Source organism: Pseudoxanthomonas sp. LjRoot125, assembly GCF_964252705.1.
Classification (GTDB): domain Bacteria; phylum Pseudomonadota; class Gammaproteobacteria; order Xanthomonadales; family Xanthomonadaceae; genus Pseudoxanthomonas_A.
This window is the reverse complement of record NZ_CAXUOY020000001.1, coordinates 1,586,801-1,610,452: the sequence shown is the minus strand read 5'-3', so window position 1 is coordinate 1,610,452 and position 23,652 is coordinate 1,586,801. Positions and strand designations below refer to the sequence as shown.

The following is a 23,652-nucleotide window of genomic DNA, read 5'->3' as shown; positions in this document are numbered from 1 at the left end:
TTATCCCCCTTTCGCCTTGGACTTGCCGTCGAACAGGCCGAACAGCGCAATGCCGATGGCTCCGCCGACGACCGCGCAGTCGGCGATGTTGAATGCCGGCCAGAAGTGGTCGCGCCAGTGCCACTGGATGAAATCGATCACGTGGCCGTGGATCTGGCGGTCGATCACGTTGCCCAGCGCGCCGCCGATCACCAGCGCGTACGGCAGCGCCTGGCGCCAGTCGCCCCGGCGCGTGCGCGACAGCCAGTAGCCCAACAGGCCGCTGATGCCCACCGCGAGCACGGTGAAGAACCAGCGCTGCCAGCCGCCCGCGTCGGCCAGGAAGCTGAATGCCGCGCCGGTGTTGTAGGTGCGGAACCAGTTCCAGAAGCCGTCGATCACCGGGATGGCGGTGTATTCCGGCAGCGACGCCAGCACCCAGGCCTTGGACCACTGGTCCAGGCCGATCACCACCGCCGAGAGCAGCAGCCAGAGCAGCGCGTTGGGCTTGGGGGCGGCCGTCATCAGAACCACTCCCGGGTTTCGCCGGCGCCGTCGATGTTGCTGACGCAGCGACCGCACAGTTCCGGATGCTCGGCATGCGCGCCGACATCGGCGCGGTAATGCCAGCAGCGCACGCACTTGCTCTTGGTGGTCGGCGTGGCGAGCACGAAGACCTCGTCGGCGCTGACTTCGGAGACGGTGACGTCGCCGCTGATGAAGAAGAAGCGCAGTTCTTCCGCCAGCGGCTGCCACTTGGTGGCGGTGGCGGCGTTCACGGACACCGCGATCTCCGCTTCCAGCGCGGCACCGATCAGGCCGTTGGCGCGCATCGGCTCCAGCACCTTGGCGACCTGTTCGCGCAGGGCCAGCAGCTGGTCGAAGTCGGCGGCGTTCAACGCGGCGTCGGCCGGCAGCGGCGCCAGGCCGTCGTACCAGGTGGCGAACAGCACGTTGCCGGCGCGCGCACCGGGCAAGTAGCCCCACATCTCGTCGGCGGTGAAGCTGAGCACCGGCGCGATCCAGCGCACGAAGGCCTCGGCGATGCGGTACATCGCGCTCTGGGCGCTGCGGCGCCCGCGCGAATCCTCGCGCATCGTGTACAGGCGGTCCTTGGTGACGTCCAGGTACAGCGAACCGAGGTCGACGCTGCAGAAGTTCAGCAGCGCCTGCACGATTTCGGCGAAGTCGTAACGGTCGTAGGCGGCCTTGATCTTCTCCTGCACTTCGAACGCGCGGTGCACGATCCAGCGGTCCAGCGCGACCATGTCGGCCGGCGCCAGCAGATCGCGGGCGGGATCGAAGCCGTTGAGGTTGCTGAGCAGGAAGCGCGCGGTATTGCGCAGACGACGGTAGGCGTCGGCGTTGCGCTTCAGGATTTCCTGCGACAGCGACATCTCGTTGCTGTAGTCGGCGCTGGCGATCCACAGGCGCAGGATGTCCGCGCCGAGGGTCTTCATGATGTCCTGCGGCTCGATGCCGTTGCCCAGCGACTTGGACATCTTGCGGCCGTGCTCGTCCACGGTGAAGCCGTGGGTGAGGCACTGCTTGTACGGCGCCTGCTTGTCGATCGCCACGCCGGTCAGCAGCGAGGACTGGAACCAGCCGCGGTGCTGGTCCGAGCCTTCCAGGTAGAGGTCGGCCGGCTTGCCGAGGCCACGCTCCAGCAGCACGCCTTCGTGGGTCACGCCGGAGTCGAACCAGACATCGAGGATGTCGGTGATCTTGTCGTAGTCCTTCGCTTCGTCGCCCAGCAGTTCGGCGGCGTCCAGCGTGTACCAGACATCGACGCCGCCCTGCTCCACGCGGTCGGCGACCGCGCGCATCAGTTCGACGCTGCGCGGATGCGGCTCGCCGGTTTCGCGATGCACGAACAGCGCGATCGGCACGCCCCAGGTGCGCTGGCGCGAGATGGTCCAGTCCGGACGGCCATCGACCATGCCGGCGATGCGGGCTTCGCCCCATTGCGGGAACCAGCCCACCTGCTTGATCGCTTCCAGCGCGTCGGCGCGCAGGTGGGCCTGCTCCATCGAGATGAACCACTGCGGGGTGGCCCGGAACGCGATGGGCGTCTTGTGCCGCCAGCAATGCGGGTAGCTGTGTTCCATCTTGCTGAAGGCGAGCAGCACGCCGCTCTGCTTCAACACATCGATGATGACGTCGTTGGCCTTCCAGATGTGCAGGCCAGCCAGCTCCACGCCATGCGCGGCCGGCGTGGACGGCAGGTAGACGCCGCGGCCATCGACCGGGTTGAGCTGCGCGGCGGTGTACTTGTCCAGCAAGCCGTACTGCTTGCTGACGACATAGTCTTCCTGGCCGTGGCCGGGTGCGGTGTGCACGGCGCCGGTACCGTCTTCAGCCGACACGTGGTCGCCCAGCAGCACGGGGATGTCGCGCGTGTCGTAGAACGGATGCGCAAACAGCAGGCCCTCCAGCGCACTGCCCTTCACCCGCGCGCGCACGACCACGTCGGTGACGCCGTAGCGCTGCAGCGCGCGCGCCGCGAGCGCATCGGCCAGCACCAGCCAGCGGCGCTTGCCGTCGTGCGCGGGGCCTTCGACCAGGGCGTATTCCAGCTCGCCGCCGATGGAGATCGCCAGCGACGCGGGCAGCGTCCACGGCGTGGTGGTCCAGATCGGCAAAGCGACCTCGACATCCGCCGGCACCGTGGCACCGAACGCCGTCGCGACCGCCTGCGCATCACGCGCGGCGTAGGCGACATCGACGGCGGGCGACACCTTGTCGGCGTACTCGATCTCCGCCTCGGCCAGCGCCGAGCCGCAATCGAAGCACCAGTGCACCGGCTTCACGCCGCGGGTCAGGTGGCCATTGGCGACGATCTTCGCCAGCGCGCGGATCTCGTTTGCTTCGAAGCGGAAATCCAGCGTCTTGTACGGATTGTCCCAGTCGCCGATCACGCCCAGGCGCTTGAAATCCTTGCGCTGGATGTCGATCTGCGACTCGGCGTATTCGCGGCACTTCTGCCGGAACTCGACCGCGTCCAGCTTGACGCCGACCTTGCCGAACTTCTTCTCGATGGCGATCTCGATCGGCAGGCCGTGGCAATCCCAGCCCGGGATGTACGGCGCATCGAAGCCGGCGAGGTAGCGCGACTTGACGATGATGTCCTTCAGGATCTTGTTGACCGCGTGACCCAGGTGGATCGCACCGTTGGCGTACGGCGGGCCGTCGTGCAGCACGAACAGCGGGCGGCCCTTGGCGTTCTCGCGCAGCTGCGCGTACAGGCCCTGGTTTTCCCAGCGGGCCAGCGTGTCGGGCTCGCGCTTGGGCAGGTCGCCGCGCATCGGGAAATCCGTGGCGGGCAGATGGAGGGTCGCTTTGTAGTCCTGGCTCACGCCGTCGCTCGTTCTTTGTGTTCGGAAAGGAGTGCGCGCGCCTGGTCGGCGTCGCGGTGCATCTGCTCGGTGAGGCTGGGCAGATCCGGGAATTTCAGTTCGTCGCGCAGCTTGGCGACGAATTCGACTTCGATGTGGCGCCCGTAGAGGTCGCCGGCGAAGTCGAACAGATGGGCTTCCAGCAGCGGCTCGACGCCGTCCACCGTGGGGCGCGTGCCGAAGCTGGAGACCGACGGCCACGGTGCATCGCCCACGCCGTGCACCCAGGTGGCGTAGATGCCGGACAGGGCCGGCGCTTTCGGGAAGCGCAGGTTGGCGGTGGGGAAGCCGAGCGTGCGGCCGAGCTGTTTGCCGCGCACGACCCGGCCGCCGATGGCATAGGGTCGGCCGAGCAAGCGGGTGGTGGTGGTGAAGTCGCCGCTTTTCAGGGCTTCGCGAATGCGCGTGCTGGACACGCGTTCGCCCTGCACTTCGACCGGCGCGATCGCGTCGGCGCTGAAGCCCAGTTCACTTCCCATCGCCTGCAGCAGCGCGACATCGCCGCCGCGACGATGGCCGAAGCGGAACTCCGGACCGATCCAGACTTCGCGTGCGGCCAGGCGGCCGACCAGCAGGGTGCGGACGAAGTCCTCGGCGGACATCGCCGAAAGCTTGGCATCGAAGCGCAGCAGGCCCACGCGATCGGCGTCCAGGTCCAGCAGGCCTTCGACCTTGGCGCGCGCCAGGGTCAGGCGCGGCGGCGGATGGTCCTTGGAGAAGAACTCGCGCGGCAGGGGCTCGAACGTGACGACGACGCACTCGACGCCCAGTGCACGCGCACGCGCCACGGCATGCCGCACCAGCGCGCGGTGGCCCGAGTGCAGGCCATCGAAGGCGCCGATGCAGACCACGCTACCGTGCGGGCACAGAGACCCGCCATCGACGTCACGGAACAGCCTGCTCATGGAATCCTGTCAAGGCGGACCGGCCGATGCGGGCGATCCGGGAAGAATGCAACAACCTTGAAGTATAGCCGGGCGTACCGGCTCTCAATGGCCACGCAGGTCACGGGGGCGGATGCCCTGCACCCACAGCAGGCCGGCATACAGTGCGCCGCCCGCGCCCACCATCACCGCCAGGCGCCAGCCGCGGTCCCACCAGGCCCAGGGCGTCCAGTCCGGCCAGAGCACGCGGAAGGCCAGCACCACCAACGTCATCGCCACCGTCGCGACGCCGATCTGGCGCAGGAACCGGCCCCAGCCGGGCTGGCGCCGGTATACGCCCGCCTTGCGCAGCAGCCAGGCCAGTTGCAGCGCATTGACCCAGCCGGCGACGGCGATGGCCAGGGCCAGCAGCGCGTGCGCGCCCTGCACCTGGCCCAGGGCCAGCTTCAGGTCGCCGCCGGCGGCCTGCAGCGCCTGTCTGCCGGGCTCGGTGCCGTAGAGCATGGCGGCGAAGAACAGCAGCATGCACAACGCATTGGTCAGCACCGCCACCACGGCCGCTTTCACCGGCGTACGGGTGTCCTGGCGCGAATAGAACGCCGGCGCCAGCACCTTCACCAACAGGAAGGCCGGCACGGCGATCGACTGGGCCATCAAGCTCCAACTGGCCATCCGAACGTCCTCGGCGTCGAACTTGCCGTATTGGAACAGCGTCGCCAGCAAGGGCCCGGCGCACAGGATCAGGCCGGCGCAAGCCGGCAGGCCGATCAGCAGGCAGAGCCGGAAACCCCAATCCAGGCCTTTCGAATAGCCTTCCGGGTCGGTTTCGGCATGGCGGCTGGACAGGTGCGGCAGGATCACCGTGCCGATCGCGACGCCGAACATGCCCAGCGGGAATTCCAGCAACCGGTCGCTGTAGTACAGCCAGCTGACGCTGCCGCTGATGAGCGCCGCGGCGACCCAGGTGTTCAGCAGCAGGTTGAACTGGGCCACCGAGGAGCCGAACAACGTGGGTACCATCAGGGTGAGGATCCTGCGGACGCCGGCGTGGGCGAAGTCCAGCTTCGGGCGGGGCAGCAGGCCCAGGCGGGCCAGCGAGGGCAGTTGGAAGCCCAGCTGCAGCACGCCGGCGGCGAAGACGCCCCATCCCAGCACCATCACCGAGTAGTCCATCAGCGGCGCCAGACCGACGGCGGCGGCGATCATGGACAGGTTCATCAGCACCGGCGACAGCGCCGGGATGGCGAAGCGCTGGTAGCTGTTGAGGATGCCGCCGGCCAGCGAGGCCAGCGAAATGAACAGCGCGTACGGGAAGGTGATCCGCAGCAGGTCGGTCAGCACCCTCATCTGCTCGGCGTCGAAGTTCGGCGCGATCAGGCGGGCGATCTGCGGGGCCAGCAGGATGACGATGCCGGTCAGTACCAGCAGCGCCGCGGCCAGCGTGCCGGTGACCCGGTCGATCAGCGCCTTGACCTCCTCCGGGCTCCGGGTGGCCTTGTACTCGGCCAGGACCGGGACGAAGGCCATCGAAAACGAGCCCTCGGCCGAGAGCCGACGCATGAAATTGGGGATCCGGAACGCCACGAAGAAGGCGTCCATCATCCCGCCCGCGCCGAAGACATGGGCGTAGACTTGGTCCCGGACCAGTCCCGAGAGCCGGGACAGGAAGGTCATGGAGCTGAAGACGGCGGCGGAGCGCAGGAGCTTCCCGCTCATCGGGGCATATCCCCCGACAGAATCACCAGCTTGACGCAACCCATTGAATGCCCCATAATTTCCGGCTCGATTATCCGTCTTCCGTTCAACCCCTGAATTCTCTCAGGTATTCACCAGGAATCCCACTGTGGCCAATATCAAGTCCGCCAAGAAGCGCGCCAAGCAGACCGTCGTGCGCAATGCGCGCAACGCCGGCCAGCGTTCGATGCTGCGCACCGCCGTCAAGAAAGTCCTGAAAGCCCTCGATGCCAACGACGCCGCTGGCGCCCAGGCCGCGTTCGTCTCGGCCCAGCCGATCCTCGACCGTCTGAGCTCGCGCGGCCTGATCCACCGCAACAAGGCCGCTCGCCACAAGAGCCGCCTGAACGCCCGCATCAAGGCGCTGCAAGCCGCCTGATCCAGCGGTACACGGACGCGAAGACACGGAACCCGCCGAAAGGCGGGTTTCTTTTTGCCTGCCCGCCGCACACGACCCGCGCGGGGCGCAGACGAAAAACCCGCCTTCCGGCGGGTTTCGAACATCAGCCTTCGTAGGCGGCCTCGTCGGCCTCTGCCTTCTGTCGATCGAAGAAGGCCATCACGTCCTTCATGATCGGCCAGGTGCCTTCGCGTGAGATCGCCGAGACCTGGTACCAGGACTGGGTCCAGCCGAGGCTGGCAATGATCTGCTCCGCGCGCTCCTTCGCTTCGTCCTCGAACATCAGGTCGGCCTTGTTGAGCACCAGCCAGCGTGGCTTGGCCAACAGCTCCGGGTCGTGCTTTTCGAGTTCGCGCTCGATCGCGCGCACCTGCTCGACCGGGTCGATGCCTTCCACGCCGCCTTCCATCGGCGCCATGTCCACCAGGTGCAACAGGATGCGCGTGCGCTGCAGGTGGCGGAGGAACTGCGCACCCAGGCCAGCACCGTCGGCCGCGCCCTCGATCAGGCCCGGAATGTCGGCGATGACGAAGCTGCGGTGGGCTTCCACGCTCACAACGCCCAGGTTCGGGTAGAGCGTGGTGAAGGGATAGTCGGCCACCTTCGGCGTCGCCGCCGAGACGGCACGGATGAAGGTGCTCTTGCCGGCGTTCGGAAAGCCCAGCAGGCCAACGTCGGCCAGCAGCTTGAGCTCCAGCTTCAGCAAGCGCTCTTCACCCTCTTCGCCCGGCGTGGCCTTGCGCGGCGCACGGGTGATCGAGCTCTTGAAATGCATGTTGCCCAGGCCGCCCTTGCCGCCCTTGGCGACCAGCAAGCGGTCGCCGTGCTGGGTGAGGTCGCCGATGACTTCATCGGTACTGACATTGGTGACGACCGTGCCGACCGGAACGGTGATCGTCAGGTCGTCGCCCGCCTTGCCGTACATCTGCCGCCCCATGCCGTTCTCGCCGCGCTGGGCACGGAACGTGGTCTGGTGGCGGAAGTCGACCAGGGTGTTGAGGTTTTCGTCGGCCAGCAGCCACACGCTGCCGCCGCCGCCGCCATCGCCGCCATCGGGGCCCCCCAGCGGGATGAACTTCTCGCGGCGGAAGCCCACGCAGCCGTTGCCGCCATTGCCGGCGGTGACCAGGATTTCAGCTTCGTCTACGAGTTTCATGGCGGGATCGGTTCAATCGTTGGAGGGTGGGACGCGGGGATCTACGTCCCCGTAAACGAAAAGCCCCGCACGCGGCGGGGCCCTTCGCGACGCGTGTGCGCGAAGCCTCAGGCTTCCGCCACCACGCTGACGGTGCGGCGCTTCTTGGCGCCCTTGATCGAGAACTCGACCTTGCCGTCGACCAGCGCGAACAGCGTGTGGTCGCGACCCAGGCCGACGCCCGGACCCGGATGGAACTGGGTGCCGCGCTGGCGAATGATGATGTTGCCCGCGTCGATCGCCTGACCGCCAAAGACCTTCACGCCCAGCATCTTCGGGTTGGAGTCGCGGCCGTTGCGCGATGAGCCTACGCCCTTTTTATGTGCCATGACTGCTTCTCCTTACTTGTTGATGCCGGTGATTTCGATTTCGGTGTAATGCTGCCGGTGACCCTGGCGCTTCATGTGGTGCTTGCGGCGGCGGAACTTGATGATGCGCACCTTGTCGGCGCGGCCATGACCGACGACCTTCGCGGTGACGTTGGCGCCCTTCAGGGCGTCGCCCAGGCTGATGGTCTCGCCATCGCCCAGCATCAGGATGTTGTCGAAGGTGATCTCGTTGCCGGCTTCGGCTTCGAGCTTCTCGACGCGGAGCGTCTCGCCCTTCATCACGCGGTACTGCTTACCGCCAGTGACTACGACTGCGTACATGTGGATTCCTTGGTTTCTGTAGTTATTTTCTGGAGCCTGCCTGCCATCGAGGGCGGACAGAAGCGGAATTCTAAGGGATTCAGGCGGTTAGGGTCAACCACCCCCTCCTCCTGACGATCCCGTCCCGATTGCGGACGGAATCCGCCCTCGGTGGGCCTCCACACTGGCCCGCTCAGACCAACCGCCCCTCCCAGAGCCCTTGAGAATCATGGACTTGCCCAGATCTTCCAGCCCGCCTCTGCCCTCAGGGGCTACAGCGCAGGTCCGCGTCGAGTCCGTGCGCGCCAGAACGGGCCTCGGCAGTCCCACTCCCGCCTGACCGCTCCCATCTCTCCGCGTCTCCCTGCACTGGTGCATGGGGCGATTTGCCCCCATCTGAGCAGATCGCTACGCTTCCTTGTTCGCTTTCCGGATCCCCCACCCGATGGCCATGGACTTCATCCGCATCCGCGGCGCGCGGACGCACAACCTCAAGAACATCGACCTCGACCTCCCGCGCGACAAGCTGATCGTGATCACCGGCCTGTCCGGCTCGGGCAAGTCGTCGTTGGCGTTCGACACGATCTACGCCGAAGGCCAGCGCCGCTACGTCGAATCGCTGTCGGCCTACGCGCGGCAGTTCCTGTCGGTGATGGAAAAGCCCGATGTAGACCACATCGAAGGCCTGTCGCCGGCGATCTCGATCGAGCAGAAATCGACCAGCCACAACCCGCGCTCCACCGTCGGCACGATCACCGAGATCTACGACTACCTCCGCCTGCTGTACGCCCGCGTGGGCTTGCCGCGTTGCCCGGACCACGGATATCCGCTGGAGGCGCAGACGGTCAGCCAGATGGTCGACCAGGTGCTGGCGCTCGACGGTGAGCAGCGCTACATGCTGCTGGCACCGGTAATCCGTGAACGCAAGGGCGAGCACGCACAGGTGTTCGACCAACTGCGCGCCCAGGGTTTCGTCCGCGTGCGCGTGGACGGCGAGTTGTACGAGATCGATGCCGTTCCGGCGCTGGCGCTGCGCCAGAAGCACACGATCGAAGCGGTGATCGACCGCTTCCGTCCGCGCGAAGACCTCAAGCAACGCCTGGCGGAAAGCTTCGAGACCGCGCTGAAGCTGGGCGACGGCATGGCCCAGGTGATGTCGCTGGACCAACCCGAATCCGCACCGCTGCTGTTTTCGTCGAAATATTCCTGCCCGGTCTGCGACTACTCGTTGCCGGAGCTGGAACCGCGCCTGTTCTCGTTCAATTCGCCGGTAGGCGCCTGCCCGACCTGTGATGGCCTGGGCGTTGCGCAATTCTTCGACCCGGCGCGCGTCGTCGTCCATCCGGAGTTGTCGCTGGCCGCCGGTGCCGTGCGTGGCTGGGATCGCCGCAACGCCTACTACTTCCAGCTGATCGCTTCGCTGGCGAAGCATTATCGCTTCGACGTGGACGCGCCCTGGCAATCGCTTCCGGAGAGCGTGCAGCAAGCGGTGCTCTACGGCAGCGGCGAAGACGTCATCACGTTCACCTATCTCACCGAGTCGGGCGGACGCACGCAGCGCAAGCACCGCTTCGAGGGCATCGTGCCGAACCTCGAACGCCGCTATCGCGAGACCGAGTCGCCCGCCGTGCGCGAGGAGCTCGCGAAGTACATCAGCGACCGGCCGTGCCCTGATTGCGCGGGTGCGCGACTGAACAAGTCGGCACGCAATGTGTTCGTGGCCGACCGCCCGCTGCCTTCGCTGGTGGTGCTACCGGTGGACGAAGCATTGGCGTTCTTCCGCGGCCTCGACCTGCCCGGCTGGCGCGGCGAAATCGCGTCGAAGATCGTCAAGGAAATCGCCGAGCGCCTCGGGTTCCTGGTCGATGTCGGCCTGGACTACCTCACCCTCGAACGCAAGGCGGACACGCTGTCCGGCGGCGAAGCCCAGCGCATCCGCTTGGCCTCGCAGATCGGCGCCGGGTTGGTCGGCGTGATGTACGTACTGGATGAGCCCAGCATCGGCCTGCACCAGCGCGACAACGAACGCCTGCTCGGCACGCTGACGCGCCTGCGTGACCTGGGCAACACGGTGATCGTCGTCGAGCACGATGAAGACGCCATCCGCATGGCCGACTACGTGCTCGACATCGGGCCGGGGGCGGGCGTGCATGGTGGCGAGATCGTCGGCCAGGGCACGCTCGACGACTTGTTGAAGGCGCCTCGCTCGCTGACCGGTCAGTACCTCTCCGGCAAGCGCCAGATCGAAGTGCCGAAGGCGCGCCACAAGGCGAACCCGAAGATGACCCTGCACCTGCGCGGTGCGACGGGCAACAACCTGAAGGATGTCGACCTCGACGTGCCGTCGGGGCTGTTCACCTGCATCACCGGCGTGTCCGGCTCGGGCAAGTCGACGCTGATCAACGACACCCTGTACGCGCTGGCCGCCAACGAGATCAACGGTGCATCGCACAAGCCCGCACCGTACCGCGAGATCGAGGGCCTGGATCTGTTCGACAAGGTCGTGGACATCGACCAGTCGCCGATCGGCCGCACGCCGCGTTCGAACCCCGCGACGTACACCGGCTTGTTCACGCCGCTGCGCGAACTGTATGCGCAGGTGCCGGAAGCGCGCGCGCGCGGCTATTCGCCGGGCCGCTTCAGCTTCAACGTGCGTGGCGGCCGCTGCGAGGCCTGCCAGGGCGACGGCATGATCAAGGTCGAAATGCACTTCCTGCCGGACGTGTACGTGCCCTGCGACGTCTGCCATGGCAAGCGCTACAACCGCGAGACGCTGGAGATCCTTTACAAGGGCTACAACATCAACGACGTGCTGGAAATGACGGTCGAGGATGCATTGACCCTGTTCGAGCCGGTGCCGTCGATCTCGCGGAAGCTGGAAACGCTCGTGGACGTGGGCCTGAGCTACGTCAAGCTGGGCCAGAGCGCGACCACGCTGTCCGGTGGCGAAGCGCAACGCGTGAAGCTGTCGAAGGAGCTCTCGCGCCGCGACACGGGCCGCACGCTGTACATCCTGGACGAGCCCACCACCGGCCTGCACTTCCACGACATCGAACACCTGCTCGCGGTGCTGCACAAGCTGCGCGACGAAGGCAACACGATCGTCGTGATCGAACACAACCTCGATGTCATCAAGACCGCCGACTGGGTCGTCGACCTCGGGCCCGAAGGTGGGCACCGGGGCGGACGCATCCTCGCCACCGGCACGCCCGAGGACATCGCGGCGCATCCGGAATCGCATACCGGCCGCTTCCTCGCCAAGCTGCTGCCCGCGGCCAAAGCGCCCAAGCCGACGAAGCCCGCCGCCATGGCGAAGCCCGATGTGCTTCCGCCCCGCAAATCCGCCACCAAGACCACGAAGAAGAAGGCCGCGTCATGAGCCAATCCCACGATGACGGCCGCAAGCTGCTGGCCAAGATCCCGATCAGCGTGCGCTGGCGGGACATGGACAGCATGGGCCACGTGAACAATGCCAAGTACATTTCGTACCTGGAGGAAGCGCGCGTGCGCTGGATGCTGACGGTGCCGGAGGTCTCGATGACCGACCGCATCGCGCCCGTCGTGGCCGCCAACAACATCAACTACAAGCGCCCGCTGACGTGGCCGAACGACGTGGTGGTGGAACTCTACGTCGACCGGCTCGGCACCAGCAGCGTCACCATCGGGCACCGGATCGTGTCGGCGAAGGACGACAGCGTGCTGTATTCCGACGGCAACGTGGTGGTGGTGTGGATGGACACCCAGACCGGCCATAGCGCACCGCTGCCGGCGGCGATCCGGGCGGTGTCGGAGTAGTCAGTGGATCAGGGTGCGCTCTTGCGCGCCTCGAACTGCACCGGCACCGAGCGCCCGTCGGCAAGTTTCAGCGTGATCACCACCTTCTCGCCGGCAGCCACTGGCGCATAAGCGCCATGCAGCATCAGGTGCAGACCGCCGGGCTTCAGCTCAACCTGCTTGCCGGGCGCGATGGGTAGACGCTCCACTTCACGCATCCGGCTGACGCCGCCTTCCTCGCGCGTTTCGTGCAAGGACACGTCCGCGAAGGCCAGGCTCTCCGCACCTACCACCGTGACCTGCGCGCGGCACGGATTCTCGATGCGGACGAAGCCGGCCATCATGGGCATGGCCACCGGCGGTACGCGCACCCAGGCACCCTGCACCTTCGGCAGGCATTCGGCGGCCATGGCGGGAAGCGCGCTGGCAAACGCCAGACCCAGTAGCGGGAGCATCACGAAGCGTCGGTTCATGCGCCTATGATAGCGACCTGACTCCAGGGAGATGGTGAATGAGCGCCCTCATCGAAACCGCCGATCGCGGCGACATCCGCGAAATCCGCCTGGCGCGCGCGCCGGTCAACGCCCTCAATACGGACTTGTGCCGCGCTCTGATCGATGCGCTCAATGCGGCACTCGACGAAGGCGTGCGCGGCATCGTGCTGGCCGGCAATCCGAAGATATTCTCCGCCGGCATGGACGTGCCCTACCTGATGTCGCTGGGCGAAGACCGCAAGTCGCTGCTCGACGCCTGGCAGGCATTCTTCGGCGCAGCGCGCACGCTGGCGGAATCACGCGTACCCGTGGTCGCCGCGATCACCGGCCACGCGCCGGCGGGCGGCTGCGTGCTGGCGCTGTGCTGCGACTACCGCGTGATGGCACGCAGCCCCGATCCGGCGCGCCCGTTTGCGCTGGGACTCAATGAAACGCAAGTCGGCCTGGTGGTACCGGAAGGCATCCAGCGCTTGATGCGCCGGGTGGTGGGCCCCTATCGCGCGGAGCGCCTGTTGGTGGCCGGCGAGATGGTGCCCGCCGAGCGTGCACTGGAAATTGGCCTGGTCGATGAACTCGTCGACCAGGACAACGTCACCGCACGCGCGACTGCCTGGCTGCAACACCTGCTGGCACTGCCGCATCATCCGATGCTGCAGACCCGTGCCCTCGCCCGTCGCGACCTGGTGGAAGCGCTCGATCCGGCGCTGATCCAGCTCGAGCGCTTCGTCGATGCCTGGCATGCGCCGGATACGCAGGCCGCGCTGCATGCGTTGATCGATAAATTGAAGAAGTAGCGCGTTGCTCTTCAAGCACCGCGTGCGACTGGGCGCGCGGGATCGCTGATCCAGCCGCTCCACGAACCGGGATAGATCCGCGCACCGTGCAGGCCGGCATGTTCGAAGGCGAGCAGCAGATGGCAAGCCGTCACGCCGGAACCGCACATCAGCACGCTATCGGAACTCTGGCGATCGCCCAGCAGGGACGACAGCAGGGAACGCAGCTCGGACGCCGATGCGAAGCGCCCATCGCGGAGTGCCTGAGCGAACGGCAGGTTGACCGCACCCGGCACGTGGCCCGCGATGGGATCGATGGGTTCGACTTCGCCGCGGAAACGTTCGCCCGCGCGCGCGTCGAACAACCACCCCGAGTCTTCGCCCAGGCGCGCCACCACCTCATCCGCACTCACGCACTGTCGCATGTCGAAACGTGCCGGATACGCCGGCGTCGGCGCGATATCAGGAAGCGCATCGGTCTCGGCACCCCCCGCGGCACGCCAGGCGGCCAGCCCACCGTCGAGGACGGCAACCCGCTGATGGCCGAGCAATTTCAACAGCCACCACGCGCGCGCGGCCGCCATGCTGCCGTCGCCCGCGTCGTACACCACGACCTGGTCCGCCGGCGTGATGCCCCACTCGCCCAGGCGGCGCGCGAAGGCTGTTTCGTCAGGCAAGGGATGCCTCCCCTCGCCGATCTTGGACAGATCCGACAAATCCAGATTCAGGTCGGCGTAGACCGCGCCTGGCAGATGTCCCTGCGCATAGGCCTGGCGGCCTGCGTCGGGGGCTGCGTTGAGCATGACGAAGCGCGCGTCCACCAATCGCAGGTCGGGTGCACCGATGGCGGCCAACAATGCCTGTGCATCGACGAGCGCGGTCCAGTTCATGCGAGTTGCTCCAGGCGTTGCCGCAGGTTGAACAGGATGGCGGCCGTTGCGCCCCAGATGCGCTGCCCTGGCCAGTCGTACTCAAGTACCGCCCGCCGGCGGCCACGGTAGTCGACCTCCACGCGGCGCAGATTGTCAGGCGCCAGCAGGTAATCCAGCGGCACCTCGAAAACATCGGCGACCTCGCCGGGTTCCGGCGTCGGCACGAACGCCGGATCGATCACCGCCACCACCGGGACCACGCGGAAGCCGCTGATGGTGGTGAAAGGGTCCAGGAAGCCCAGCGGCACCGCCTGTGAGGCCTGCAACGCGATCTCCTCGCGGCTCTCACGCAGTGCAGCCGCCACGACGTCCGCGTCGGTGGGCTCGATGCGTCCGCCGGGGAAACTCACCTGTCCGCCATGATGGCGCAGGCCGTCCGTGCGCCGCGTCAGCAGCACCTGGGTGCCGCTATCGCGCGGGACCAGGCCGGCGAGCACCGCGGCCTCCGCCAGCGGCCCGGGCGGTAGGAGATCGATGAGTTCTTCGTGGTTCCAACCCGCCGTGCGCGGTACTGCGCCCAACGGATGGAGGGCGCGCTGCAGGCGGGCGCCTTCGTGCAACTGCTCGACAAGCGGCGCCCGCGCGCGTTCGCGTGCGGGCAGCACGGATTCCATCAGGCGCAGGCGTTCGTCATCGTTCATCTGCGACCAGCGTGCGATCTCCGAGGTGGTGCGCAGGCAACCCTGGCAGAGGCCGGCGTCGTCGAGCGTGCAAACGCCGATACAGGGACTGAGCACGGCGCGGAAAGCGGTATTCATGTCGTCGGACACCTGCGGAGGTTAGCGCGAAAACGCTTCCTGCCGCGAAAAGCACTGCGCCGGCACGAGGCCGGCGCAGGGATGGAACGATCAGGCGGGAATTACTTGGCGCTGACCAGCTTGATCTCGAACACCACCGCCACGTTCGGCGGGAAGCCCGTGCGCGGATCGGCGCCATACGCCTTCTCCGGCGGCAGCGCGACTTCCCACTTCGAGCCGACCGGCATCTGCAGCAGCACTTCGCGCATGGCCTGCATTTCGATGGCGCTGACCTTCACGTCCTTCATCTGCTGCGGCGGACGGGCTTCGGTCGGACGCTGGCCGAACGGGTAGGCACCCGCGACCTGCAGTTCCACCGTGCTCGCCTGCGTGGGCTTGGCGCCGGTGCCGTTCTCCAGCACCTTGTACGGCACGCCGCTGGGCAGCAGCTTCACGCCGGCCTGACCCTTGAAGCTGGCGATGAACTGGTCGCTCTTGGTCTTGTTCTCGGCCGCAACCTTGTCGTACTCGGCCTTGGCCTGCTGCGCGCGGGCCTGCTCACGCTTCTGGAAAGCTTCCAGCGCCGGCTTCAGCTGCTCGCTGGTCAGCGCGGGCTTCTGCTTCGCATACGCGTCTTGCAAGCCCTTGACCACGGAATTGATGTCCAACTGCTCGCCACGGGCGGTCAGCTCGGCCAGGTTGTTGCCATAGTCGTAGCCGAAGTAATAGCTCAGCTTGCCCTTCTCGGACGAGACGTCCTGAGCCAGGGCACTACCGGCCATGGCGAATGCCGCAACAGCGACCACTAACGAACGCAACTTCATCAAAACACTCTCCGGGATGGGCGGCGTACCGCCTGGAATGGACGCGCTAGGATAGCGGCCGGGGCGCTTAACCGCCACTGACAGCAGGCTGCTCTGACCGGCCCTCCGTGGCAGAGTTCCCCCTTTACCGAATTTTTACAAAACCCCTGAAAATCCCATGTCCGAAAGCCTTGTCCTCGTTAGCGATGCCGATGGCATCCGCCGCCTCACCGTCCATCGTCCCGACAAGCTGAACGCCCTGAACGCCGCCACGCTGGATGCGTTGCAGGCCGCCTTCACGGCCGCGGCCGACGATGCCTCCGTGCGCGTGGTCGTCCTGACCGGCGCGGGCCCGAAAGCCTTCGTGGCCGGGGCCGACATCGCCGAAATGGCGGACCTGCGGCCCACCGACGGCCGCGACTTCTCGCTGCGCGGCCAGCGGTTGATGCGCACCATCGAAACGCTGCCCAAGCCTGTCATCGCGATGGTCAACGGGTTCGCCCTGGGCGGCGGCCTGGAACTGGCCATGGCCTGCCACCTGCGCATCGCCGCGGACACCGCCAAGGTCGGACAGCCGGAGATCAACCTGGGCCTGATCCCCGGCTTCGGGGGCAGCCAGCGCCTGCTGCGCCTCGCCGGCCGTGCCGCGACCCTGGAACTTTGCCTGCTGGGCACACCGATCACGGCCGAACGCGCGCTGCAGTTGGGCATCGTCAACCGGGTCGTGCCGGCGGCGGAGCTGGAGGACGAAACCCAAAAGGTCGCCGCCCAACTGGCGGCCTCCGCGCCGTTGGCCCTGCGCGCCACGCTGGATGTGGTCAACATCGGCGGCGAGTGCGGCATCGAGGAGGGCCTGCAGTATGAAACCGCGCAGTTCGGCCTGATGTTCTCGACCGATGACATGCGCGAGGGGACGCGCGCCTTCACCGAACGCCGCAAGCCCACCTTCACCGGCCACTGAGTCGCATGACCGCGCCTTGCCCCGGCTGCGAACAGGCACGCGACCTGGCACGCCTGCTGGCCGACGACGAGGTCGATGCCGCGTTGCAGGCCGGCCTCATGGCGTGGGCGCCGTGCGCAGGTGGATGTACCGCGCCTGCGGATGCCGAGGCGATCACCCGTGCGCAGGGTCGGCTGCGCACCGCATGGGCCGCGCGTGAACGCTATCGCCAGCGCGCGACGCGACTGGAACGTCGTGCCGCCGAACGCGAGGCAAGGCGCGTCACGCTGCAGCCCGCCGGCCCCACGGCACCCGCGCGGCCTGCGTTGCCGGCCGCCGCCGCCGCCATCCTGGAGCGTGCACGCGCCAAGGCCGCAGAGCGCACCAAACCATGAGTGCACCGCGGCGGAGCCCGACGCTCAAGCGTGATGAAGTGGTGGAATTGTTCTCGCGATTGCGCGAACTCAATCCGCGTCCGACCACGGAACTGGAATACAGCACGCCCTTCGAGTTGCTGGTTGCGGTGACCCTGTCCGCTCAGGCGACGGACGTGGGCGTCAACAAGGCGACGCGACGGCTCTTTCCTGTGGCCAACACCCCGGCCGCGATCCTCGCACTCGGCGAAGAGGGGCTGAAGAAATACATCGCCACGATCGGTTTGTTCAACGCCAAGGCGAAGAACGTGATCGCCACCTGCCGCATCCTCATCGATCAGTACGGCGGCGAGGTGCCGCGCTCGCGCGAAGCGCTGGAAGGCTTGCCTGGCGTGGGGCGCAAGACCGCGAACGTGGTGCTCAATACCGCCTTCGGTGAACCGACCATTGCGGTGGACACGCACATCTTCCGCGTGGCCAACCGCACCGGCCTGGCGCCCGGCAAGGACGTCCGCGCGGTGGAGGACAAACTGCTGAAGGTGGTGCCGGCGGAGTTCATGCTGGATGCGCATCACTGGTTGATCCTGCACGGCCGCTACGTGTGCAAGGCGCGCAAGCCGGATTGCCCGCAGTGCGTTATCCGCGATATCTGCCGCTTCAAGGAGAAGACGGCGGCCTGACGCGGCCGCCGTCGCTTGCGCTTACTGCTCGTCCCGCTCCACGAACGGCTTTCGCGGCAGGCGCTCTTCGCGCATCGCGGCGTGGTACGCGAACGAGGCGATGATCGCCGCCGCCTGCTTGAGGTCTTCCGGCACCACGTGGTCGTAGGTGTCCAGGTGCGTGTGATGGACGTGGGTGAAGTAGTCCGCCGGGTCCTGCACGAACTGGAAACCCGGCAGGCCGACCCGGTCGAACGAGATGTGGTCGGTGCTGCCGGTGTTGCGGGTGGTCACGATGGTCGCGCCAATGTCGGCGAACGGCTCCAGCCACGCCTTGAAGATCGGCACGGCGGCGTGGTTCTCCTGCGCATAGATGCCGCGGATGCGGCCCGTGCCGTTGTCAAAGTTGAAGTACGTCGAAAAGCCGCCGTAACCACGCTGGCGCTGCAGCGGCCCGGTGCCACGCTGGTACGCGCGGGGCAACGCCTTCTGCTCCGGATCGGTCGGGGCCGGATAGTCGGCCAGGTACTTGGCGACGTAGCCCGCCGAGCCGTGCAGCCCCTGTTCTTCACCGCCCCACAGCGCCAGGCGGATGGTGCGGCGGGGCTTCACCCCGATCGCTTTCAGGATGCGCATGGCTTCCATCATCACGACGACGCCGGCGCCGTTGTCGCTGGCGCCCGTCCCGGTGTGCCACGAATCCAGGTGCGCGCCGATCATGACGACCTCACCTGCCTTGCCGCCGCTGCCCGGGATTTCCGCGAACGTGTTGGTGGCTGGCAGGTCCTGCTCGCTGGTGAAGCGGGAGTCGACGTCGATGCGCAGGCGCACCGGCTGCTTCCCCTGCACCGCACGCACCAGCGGGTTGTAGTGTTCGGTAGGCAGGACCAGTTCGGTCACGCCCACCGGCTCGTCCGCCTTGCGCGCGCCTCCGCCGGTGGCGCGGATGATGCCGTTGTCCCATGAGCTGAGCGACAGCGTCGCCAGTACGCCCTCTTCCGCGAGGAAGGCATTCAGCGCCTTGGTCAGGGCCTGGCGCTTGCGGTACTCCTCCAGGCGCTTCTCCTGCGCATCGGGTGCGGCGTCTTCAGCGATCGGGAAGGTCTGCAGTTCGCCCAGGTCAGCCTCGCTATAGCGACGGAAATCGGCCTTGTCAGCGGGCTTGTAGGCTCGCGCGTCGTCCAACAGCACGATCTTTCCACGCAGCTTGCCGCGCTGCTTGTCGATGTCCTCCAGCGTCTTGAACGAGGCCAGGACCACCTCGCCCTCCACCGGGCCGCCGGTGCCGCGCGTCCAGGCCTTGGGCAGCGCATGCACGGGCGCTTGCCTTGGCGACACCATCTCGACGCGCGAGGATTCAAACGCCCAGCCCCGGCCGAAAGCAGGATCGAAGACCTCCTCATGCACGCCGGACAGCCCCCAGCCGGACAGCTTGCCGCGCGCCCACGCGCTGGCGCGCGTGTAGTTGGGTGACGCGGTCAGGCGCGGCCCGACGGTTTCGGTGAGCTCCTTCAGGTTGGCCGCGGCCTGCGAGCGGTTGAACGCCTCGTGCCGGATTCTCGCGACCACATCCAGGTCCACGGGCTCGGCGGCCCGCACCTCGCCCGACATCACGCACATCGCCACGCAGGCAACAACCAATAGCCGCTTCATCCAACCCCCTGATTGATAAGGATCCCCATCCCTGCGGCCCTCGGCGCGTGCCAGGGACCGCCCCGCAGTGTCCCTGCTGGGCATCGCAGGGACCCCTGCCAATGGTCATGGTCGGCGGGCGGAAACGCGAAGGCCCGGGATGCGATCCCGGGCCTCCATGCGGCGATGACGGCGCGCGTGCGCCGCGTCGCTTACCAGCTGAACTGCGTACGCAGCGCGTACTGGGCGGTCTCGTCGCCGGTGACTTCGTTGTCGCCCTGCGTGTAGTTGAACATGAAGCGCAGGTTCGGGTTGACGTAGTAGTTCATGCCGAGGATCCAGCTGGTGACCTCGCGGTTCAGCGTTTCGTTCTCGACGTAATCGTAGCGGCCGGTCAGCTCCCACAGGCCCTTGTCGGCGACCTTCGGCGAACCGAACACGCCGGTACCGCCCTTGTAGGGCTTGTGGCCACCGTTGAGCATGAAGCTGCCCTGCACGTAGTACGTGGTCACATCCTGGTCGCGGCCGAGCGGCTGGCCGTAGGTGGCATCGGCGTATTCGGCCTGGAAGAACGCCGGACCGAACGAACCGGCGGCTTCCACCGCCATCACGTCGACGGTGTTGCGGCTGGCGCCGGTGGTGGTGGCGATGACCTGCGACGGACCGCGACGGCCGGCGTAGTTCGACGTGGCGACCAGGTCGGCTGAACCCTGGTTCTGGTCTTCGAAGCTGTACCAGGCGCCGAAGTGCAGCGTGTTGTTGTCGTTGTTGATCGGCGCGAACGTCACGCGACCGGCGGCGCCGACGCCTTCGTTGCGCGTGCCGGCGGCACCACGCAGGTTGAACACGCTCATGCCCGCCGTGTAGTTCTCGCCGGCGCGCAGGTAGCCCACGCCCTGCTGGAACTGGCGACCGGAGAACAGGCCGGTGGCGGACGCAAACGGACGCTCCATGGTCAGCAGTTCGTTGGAGCTGGTCAGCTCTTCCATGGCGCGGTACGGCTTGAAGTGACCGATGGTGAACTTGCCGCCCAGCGCCGACTTGGCGATGTAGACGTCGCGGAAGCCGTCGAGGCCGCCGCCCGCACCGAAGTCGTTCTCCATCTTGTATTCCCAGCCGTACGCCTTGCCCTGCAGGGTCAGGCGCGCGCGGCGGAATTCGGTGGTGCCGGTGGTGCTGGCCAGGTCACGATCGAAGGCATAGGTATCGAAGTGGATGCGGCCGCCGACGGAGGCTTCGAACTTGCCGTCCGCCGAGGTGATCTTGAGACCGCCCTTGGTATCGACCTTCGGCGAACCCGTGTTGAGCTTGTCCAGCTGCGCGGCAGTGTCGATGTTGACGTCCGACTGCGCATCGCTGCGATCTTCCAGCTCGGCCACCTTGGCCGACAGCGCTTCCAACTGCGCCTTCAGTTCGGCGATCGTCTGATCGCGGGAGTCGGCGGCGGACGCCGAGAAGCTGGTGCTGCCCATGGCGACGGCGAGCGCGGCGGCCAGGAGGGAATAACGCATGGTGACTCTCCGAGTGGAAGTAGAAGTAAGAGCGCTGGCTTCGTGGGCGCCGGCTTCACTTCCGAGATCACCTTCGGAAATCATTAAGCGCCCGTCAAAGATGCGCTAAAGGATGGGAGTGAAATCTTGCAGTCACATGTGCGTTTCGTGACCGAAATATGACAAGGGCGCATCACCGCCCTCCGCCTCCTGGCAACGCTTGCGCGCGCTTTCATAGATAGGTCTGCATGCGTCGGTGCGCGGACCGGATCCGCCGCGCGCGTGACGCATGCGCTCCCACATGGAATGTCGGCATGGATCGGCCTGCATCGCCGGCCGTCATGGGACTGTCTTAATCACGACACCGGGCTGTCACACAAACGTCGTGGAATGGCCACCCAACGGGCACACCCGTCCTTCCACCCTGCCTTCTCCCAGGAGACTTCCGTGTTGAACTCGATCAAATCCCGCGTGGCGCTGCTGGCGCTCGCCTCGGCCTTCTCGGCGCACGCATTCGCTGCCGACGTGACCGGCGCCGGTGCGTCGTTCGTGTATCCGGTGATGACCAAGTGGTCCGCCGACTACGCCAAGGCCACCAACAACCGCGTGAACTACCAGTCGATCGGTTCCGGCGGCGGTATCGCCCAGATCAAGGCCGGCACCGTGGACTTCGGTTCGTCCGACGCCCCGCTGAAGCCGGAAGAGCTGGCCAAGTACGGCCTGGCCCAGTTCCCGTCGGTGATCGGCGGCGTGGTGCCGGTGCTGAATGTCGCCGGCCTGAAGCCGGGCCAGCTGAAGCTGGACGGCCCGACCCTGGCCAACATCTTCCTCGGCAACATCAAGACCTGGAACGACCCCGCCATCGCCGCCCTGAACCCGGGCGTGGCGCTGCCGGCGCAGCGCATCACCGTGGTCCGCCGCTCGGACGGTTCGGGTACCACCTTCAACTTCGTCAACTACCTGTCCAAGGTCAGCCCGGAGTGGAAGAGCAAGGTCGGTGAAGGCACCACCGTGCAGTGGCCGACCGGCGTGGGCGGAAAGGGCAACGAAGGCGTCGCCGCGTACGTGAAGCAGATCAAGGGCGGCATCGGCTACGTCGAACTGTCGTACGCGCTGCAGAACAAGATGTCCTACGCCAGCCTGAAGAATGCCTCCGGCAACTTCGTGCAGCCGAGCGACGAGTCCTTCGCGGCCGCCGCCGCCAGCGCCGAATGGGCGAAGTCCAAGGACTTCTACCTGGTCATGACGAATGCCCCCGGTGCGAACTCCTGGCCGATCACCGCCACCAACTTCATCCTGATGTACAAGGCGCCGAAGAAGGGCAACAAGGACGCCCGCGACTTCTTCCGCTGGGTCTATGCCAATGGCGACGCCCAGGCCAAGTCACTCGACTACGTGCCGCTGCCGCCGGCGCTGGTGCAGCAGATCGAGACGTACTGGAAGGCCAACCTGAAGTACTGATCCAGAACCGCCGGCACGCTCTCTCCCCGTGCCGGCACCGGGATCGCGATCCCTCCCGCGCGATTCCACCCCAGGCGGGCCTTCGGGCCCGCTTTCTATTTGGTCCCGGGCGAAAGGCCATGGCGGTCGCATGACAGCGCGAGACCGCGATGTCATCACCCTGTAACAAAAACATCATTTCATAGCGTGGATCACAAACGACCCGTCTGGAGAGCCCATGCACGTCCGTAACGCCCGCCTGGCCACGCTGGCCCTGGCCACCGCCCTCTTCACCGCCGCCTGCGGTGGAAAGACCGATGCCCCGGCCGCGAGCACGGGCGCCGAAGGCGCTGCCGCTTCCGCCGACGGTACGCAGAAGATCTCGGCCGAAATCACCGGCGCCGGCGCCTCTTTCATCTATCCGCTGATGGCGCGCTGGTCCACGGACTACAACAAGGCCACCGGCGCCAAGATCAACTACCAGTCGATCGGTTCCGGCGGCGGCATCGCGCAGATCAAGGCCGCGACCGTCGACTTCGGCTCGTCCGACAAGCCGCTGTCGCCGGAAGAACTGGCGCAGGCCGGCCTGGGCCAGTTCCCGTCGGTGATCGGCGGCGTGGTCCCGGTCATCAACGTGGAAGGCCTGCAGCCGGGCCAGCTGAAGCTCAACGGCACCGTGCTGGCGGACATCTTCCTGCACAAGATCACCACCTGGAACGACCCGGCGATCGTCGCCCTGAATCCGGGCGTCACGCTGCCGGCCGGCAAGATCAACACCGTGCACCGCTCGGACGGCTCGGGCACCACCTTCAACTTCGTCAACTACCTGTCCAAGGTCAGTCCGGCGTGGAAGGACACCGTCGGCGAAGGCACCAGCGTCAACTGGCCCGGCGGCGTCGGCGGCAAGGGCAACGAAGGCGTGGCTGCGTACGTGCGCCAGCTGAAGGGCTCGATTGGCTACGTCGAACTGGCCTACGCCGAACAGAACAAGATGTCGTACGCCTCGCTGCAGAACGCGGCCGGCCAGTTCGTGCTGCCCACCGCCGAGAGCTTCGCCGCCGCCGCGGCCAGCGCCGACTGGGCCAACGCGAAGGACTTCAACTTGGTCATCACCAACGCGCCGGGCGAGCACGCGTGGCCGATCACCGCCACCAACTTCATCCTGGTCTACAAGCAGCCCAAGGACGCGGCGAAGGCCAAGCACACGCTCGAGTTCTTCAAGTGGGCCTACGCGCAGGGCCAGGCGCAGGCCAACGAACTGGACTACGTGCCGCTGCCACCGGAACTGGTGGGCCAGATCGAGCAGTACTGGAGCACCGAAATCAAGCTTTGAGAGTTGCGCACCGGGCTGCCGTGATCGGCGGCCCGGTGTCATCACGCGGTAACGA

At 66.7% G+C, this 23,652-nt stretch carries 22 protein-coding genes; 9 read left to right on the top strand and 13 right to left on the bottom strand.

From position 1 onward, the window contains the following. The 4 genes from lspA to murJ form a co-directional block, all read right to left on the bottom strand. Complete coding sequence (gene lspA, locus ACSION_RS07360) at nt 1-504, bottom strand: signal peptidase II (protein WP_435305477.1); 504 nt, start codon at nt 502-504, stop codon at nt 1-3. After that, nucleotides 504-3,335, bottom strand: a complete 2,832-nt coding sequence (gene ileS / locus ACSION_RS07355; protein ID WP_435305476.1) for an isoleucine--tRNA ligase — start codon at nt 3,333-3,335, stop codon at nt 504-506. The genes lspA and ileS overlap by 1 nt, the downstream gene beginning before the upstream one ends. Beyond that, the gene (locus ACSION_RS07350) at nt 3,332-4,279 is read right to left on the bottom strand and encodes a bifunctional riboflavin kinase/FAD synthetase (RefSeq protein ID WP_435305475.1); all 948 of its coding nucleotides are present in this window, start codon (nt 4,277-4,279) and stop codon (nt 3,332-3,334) included. The genes ileS and ACSION_RS07350 overlap by 4 nt, the downstream gene beginning before the upstream one ends. A gap of 84 nt (nt 4,280-4,363) precedes the next feature. Then, a complete protein-coding gene (murJ, locus tag ACSION_RS07345) occupies nt 4,364-5,974 on the bottom strand; it encodes a murein biosynthesis integral membrane protein MurJ (protein WP_435305474.1) in 1,611 nt (536 codons plus the stop codon). 127 nt (nt 5,975-6,101) lie between these two features. On the opposite strand from murJ, the gene rpsT reads away from it, so the two are divergent. Further along, a complete protein-coding gene (rpsT, locus tag ACSION_RS07340; protein WP_055935648.1) occupies nt 6,102-6,371 on the top strand; it encodes a 30S ribosomal protein S20 in 270 nt (89 codons plus the stop codon). A 124-nt stretch (nt 6,372-6,495) separates the two neighbouring features. Here the strand turns inward: rpsT and cgtA are convergent, their stop codons facing one another. From cgtA to rplU, 3 genes are all read right to left on the bottom strand, one after another. Continuing rightward, the gene (gene cgtA / locus ACSION_RS07335; RefSeq protein WP_435305473.1) at nt 6,496-7,548 is read right to left on the bottom strand and encodes an Obg family GTPase CgtA; all 1,053 of its coding nucleotides are present in this window, start codon (nt 7,546-7,548) and stop codon (nt 6,496-6,498) included. Nucleotides 7,549-7,655: 107 nt separating this feature from the next. Further along, nucleotides 7,656-7,916: a 50S ribosomal protein L27 gene (gene rpmA / locus ACSION_RS07330; RefSeq protein ID WP_056878362.1), complete on the bottom strand. Its 261-nt coding sequence runs from the start codon at nt 7,914-7,916 to the stop codon at nt 7,656-7,658. A 12-nt stretch (nt 7,917-7,928) separates the two neighbouring features. Continuing rightward, nucleotides 7,929-8,237: a 50S ribosomal protein L21 gene (gene rplU, locus ACSION_RS07325; RefSeq protein WP_056878361.1), complete on the bottom strand. Its 309-nt coding sequence runs from the start codon at nt 8,235-8,237 to the stop codon at nt 7,929-7,931. 424 nt (nt 8,238-8,661) lie between these two features. Here rplU and uvrA point away from each other — a divergent pair, with 424 nt between their 5' ends. Both uvrA and ACSION_RS07315 read left to right on the top strand, forming a co-directional pair. Further along, nucleotides 8,662-11,595 (top strand): excinuclease ABC subunit UvrA, encoded by a 2,934-nt coding sequence (gene uvrA / locus ACSION_RS07320; protein WP_435305472.1) that lies wholly within the window; start codon nt 8,662-8,664, stop codon nt 11,593-11,595. After that, on the top strand, nt 11,592-12,011 hold the full coding sequence (locus tag ACSION_RS07315) for an acyl-CoA thioesterase (protein WP_435305471.1): 420 nt from the start codon (nt 11,592-11,594) through the stop codon (nt 12,009-12,011). Before uvrA ends, ACSION_RS07315 begins: the two co-directional genes overlap by 4 nt. A gap of 8 nt (nt 12,012-12,019) precedes the next feature. On the opposite strand, the gene ACSION_RS07310 is transcribed toward ACSION_RS07315, so the two are convergent. Continuing rightward, nucleotides 12,020-12,463 carry a copper chaperone PCu(A)C gene (locus ACSION_RS07310; RefSeq protein ID WP_435305470.1) on the bottom strand — a complete coding sequence of 148 codons (444 nt, stop codon included), beginning with the start codon at nt 12,461-12,463 and terminating at the stop codon, nt 12,020-12,022. A gap of 38 nt (nt 12,464-12,501) precedes the next feature. On the opposite strand from ACSION_RS07310, the gene ACSION_RS07305 reads away from it, so the two are divergent. Next, entirely contained in the window at nt 12,502-13,278 is a 777-nt protein-coding gene (locus tag ACSION_RS07305) for an enoyl-CoA hydratase/isomerase family protein (RefSeq protein WP_435305469.1), read from the top strand. 11 nt (nt 13,279-13,289) lie between these two features. Here ACSION_RS07305 and ACSION_RS07300 read toward each other — a convergent pair whose 3' ends face one another. The 3 genes from ACSION_RS07300 to ACSION_RS07290 form a co-directional block, all read right to left on the bottom strand. Further along, entirely contained in the window at nt 13,290-14,147 is an 858-nt protein-coding gene (locus ACSION_RS07300) for a sulfurtransferase (protein WP_435305468.1), read from the bottom strand. Next, nucleotides 14,144-14,947 (bottom strand): NUDIX hydrolase, encoded by an 804-nt coding sequence (locus ACSION_RS07295; protein WP_435305467.1) that lies wholly within the window; start codon nt 14,945-14,947, stop codon nt 14,144-14,146. Before ACSION_RS07295 ends, ACSION_RS07300 begins: the two co-directional genes overlap by 4 nt. Nucleotides 14,948-15,048: 101 nt before the next feature. After that, nucleotides 15,049-15,750 (bottom strand): FKBP-type peptidyl-prolyl cis-trans isomerase N-terminal domain-containing protein, encoded by a 702-nt coding sequence (locus ACSION_RS07290; RefSeq protein ID WP_435305466.1) that lies wholly within the window; start codon nt 15,748-15,750, stop codon nt 15,049-15,051. Between the two features lie 157 nt (nt 15,751-15,907). On the opposite strand from ACSION_RS07290, the gene ACSION_RS07285 reads away from it, so the two are divergent. The 3 genes from ACSION_RS07285 to nth are packed head-to-tail and all read left to right on the top strand — an operon-like array spanning nt 15,908 to nt 17,723. Then, a complete protein-coding gene (locus ACSION_RS07285) occupies nt 15,908-16,690 on the top strand; it encodes an enoyl-CoA hydratase/isomerase family protein (protein WP_435305465.1) in 783 nt (260 codons plus the stop codon). Nucleotides 16,691-16,695: 5 nt separating this feature from the next. Continuing rightward, nucleotides 16,696-17,064 carry a hypothetical protein gene (locus tag ACSION_RS07280; protein WP_435305464.1) on the top strand — a complete coding sequence of 123 codons (369 nt, stop codon included), beginning with the start codon at nt 16,696-16,698 and terminating at the stop codon, nt 17,062-17,064. Beyond that, nucleotides 17,061-17,723 carry an endonuclease III gene (nth, locus tag ACSION_RS07275; protein ID WP_435305463.1) on the top strand — a complete coding sequence of 221 codons (663 nt, stop codon included), beginning with the start codon at nt 17,061-17,063 and terminating at the stop codon, nt 17,721-17,723. The genes ACSION_RS07280 and nth overlap by 4 nt, the downstream gene beginning before the upstream one ends. A gap of 21 nt (nt 17,724-17,744) precedes the next feature. Here nth and ACSION_RS07270 read toward each other — a convergent pair whose 3' ends face one another. Together ACSION_RS07270 and ACSION_RS07265 are read right to left on the bottom strand one after the other, a co-directional pair. Beyond that, nucleotides 17,745-19,355, bottom strand: coding sequence for a M28 family metallopeptidase (locus tag ACSION_RS07270; RefSeq protein ID WP_435305462.1), 1,611 nt, complete (start codon nt 19,353-19,355; stop codon nt 17,745-17,747). A gap of 191 nt (nt 19,356-19,546) precedes the next feature. Continuing rightward, entirely contained in the window at nt 19,547-20,845 is a 1,299-nt protein-coding gene (locus ACSION_RS07265; protein WP_435305461.1) for an OprO/OprP family phosphate-selective porin, read from the bottom strand. A 429-nt stretch (nt 20,846-21,274) separates the two neighbouring features. Here ACSION_RS07265 and pstS (ACSION_RS07260) point away from each other — a divergent pair, with 429 nt between their 5' ends. Further along, nucleotides 21,275-22,285: a phosphate ABC transporter substrate-binding protein PstS gene (gene pstS, locus ACSION_RS07260; protein WP_435306677.1), complete on the top strand. Its 1,011-nt coding sequence runs from the start codon at nt 21,275-21,277 to the stop codon at nt 22,283-22,285. A 217-nt stretch (nt 22,286-22,502) separates the two neighbouring features. Further along, nucleotides 22,503-23,597 carry a phosphate ABC transporter substrate-binding protein PstS gene (gene pstS / locus ACSION_RS07255; RefSeq protein WP_435305460.1) on the top strand — a complete coding sequence of 365 codons (1,095 nt, stop codon included), beginning with the start codon at nt 22,503-22,505 and terminating at the stop codon, nt 23,595-23,597. The last annotated feature ends 55 nt before the right edge of the window (nt 23,598-23,652 follow it).

Coding starts and splice junctions, on each gene's coding strand:
- rplU (WP_056878361.1), bottom strand. CDS start 8,237: ATGTACGCAGTCGTAGTCACTGGCGGTAAGCAGTACCGCGTGATGAAG.
- ACSION_RS07265 (WP_435305461.1), bottom strand. CDS start 20,845: ATGCGTTATTCCCTCCTGGCCGCCGCGCTCGCCGTCGCCATGGGCAGC.
- ACSION_RS07300 (WP_435305468.1), bottom strand. CDS start 14,147: ATGAACTGGACCGCGCTCGTCGATGCACAGGCATTGTTGGCCGCCATC.
- ACSION_RS07305 (WP_435305469.1), top strand. CDS start 12,502: ATGAGCGCCCTCATCGAAACCGCCGATCGCGGCGACATCCGCGAAATC.
- rpmA (WP_056878362.1), bottom strand. CDS start 7,916: ATGGCACATAAAAAGGGCGTAGGCTCATCGCGCAACGGCCGCGACTCC.
- uvrA (WP_435305472.1), top strand. CDS start 8,662: ATGGCCATGGACTTCATCCGCATCCGCGGCGCGCGGACGCACAACCTC.
- ACSION_RS07270 (WP_435305462.1), bottom strand. CDS start 19,355: ATGAAGCGGCTATTGGTTGTTGCCTGCGTGGCGATGTGCGTGATGTCG.
- nth (WP_435305463.1), top strand. CDS start 17,061: ATGAGTGCACCGCGGCGGAGCCCGACGCTCAAGCGTGATGAAGTGGTG.
- ACSION_RS07315 (WP_435305471.1), top strand. CDS start 11,592: ATGAGCCAATCCCACGATGACGGCCGCAAGCTGCTGGCCAAGATCCCG.
- ACSION_RS07285 (WP_435305465.1), top strand. CDS start 15,908: ATGTCCGAAAGCCTTGTCCTCGTTAGCGATGCCGATGGCATCCGCCGC.
- lspA (WP_435305477.1), bottom strand. CDS start 504: ATGACGGCCGCCCCCAAGCCCAACGCGCTGCTCTGGCTGCTGCTCTCG.
- pstS (WP_435305460.1), top strand. CDS start 22,503: ATGCACGTCCGTAACGCCCGCCTGGCCACGCTGGCCCTGGCCACCGCC.
- ACSION_RS07295 (WP_435305467.1), bottom strand. CDS start 14,947: ATGAATACCGCTTTCCGCGCCGTGCTCAGTCCCTGTATCGGCGTTTGC.
- cgtA (WP_435305473.1), bottom strand. CDS start 7,548: ATGAAACTCGTAGACGAAGCTGAAATCCTGGTCACCGCCGGCAATGGC.
- ACSION_RS07280 (WP_435305464.1), top strand. CDS start 16,696: ATGACCGCGCCTTGCCCCGGCTGCGAACAGGCACGCGACCTGGCACGC.
- ACSION_RS07350 (WP_435305475.1), bottom strand. CDS start 4,279: ATGAGCAGGCTGTTCCGTGACGTCGATGGCGGGTCTCTGTGCCCGCAC.
- ACSION_RS07310 (WP_435305470.1), bottom strand. CDS start 12,463: ATGAACCGACGCTTCGTGATGCTCCCGCTACTGGGTCTGGCGTTTGCC.
- ACSION_RS07290 (WP_435305466.1), bottom strand. CDS start 15,750: ATGAAGTTGCGTTCGTTAGTGGTCGCTGTTGCGGCATTCGCCATGGCC.
- murJ (WP_435305474.1), bottom strand. CDS start 5,974: ATGAGCGGGAAGCTCCTGCGCTCCGCCGCCGTCTTCAGCTCCATGACC.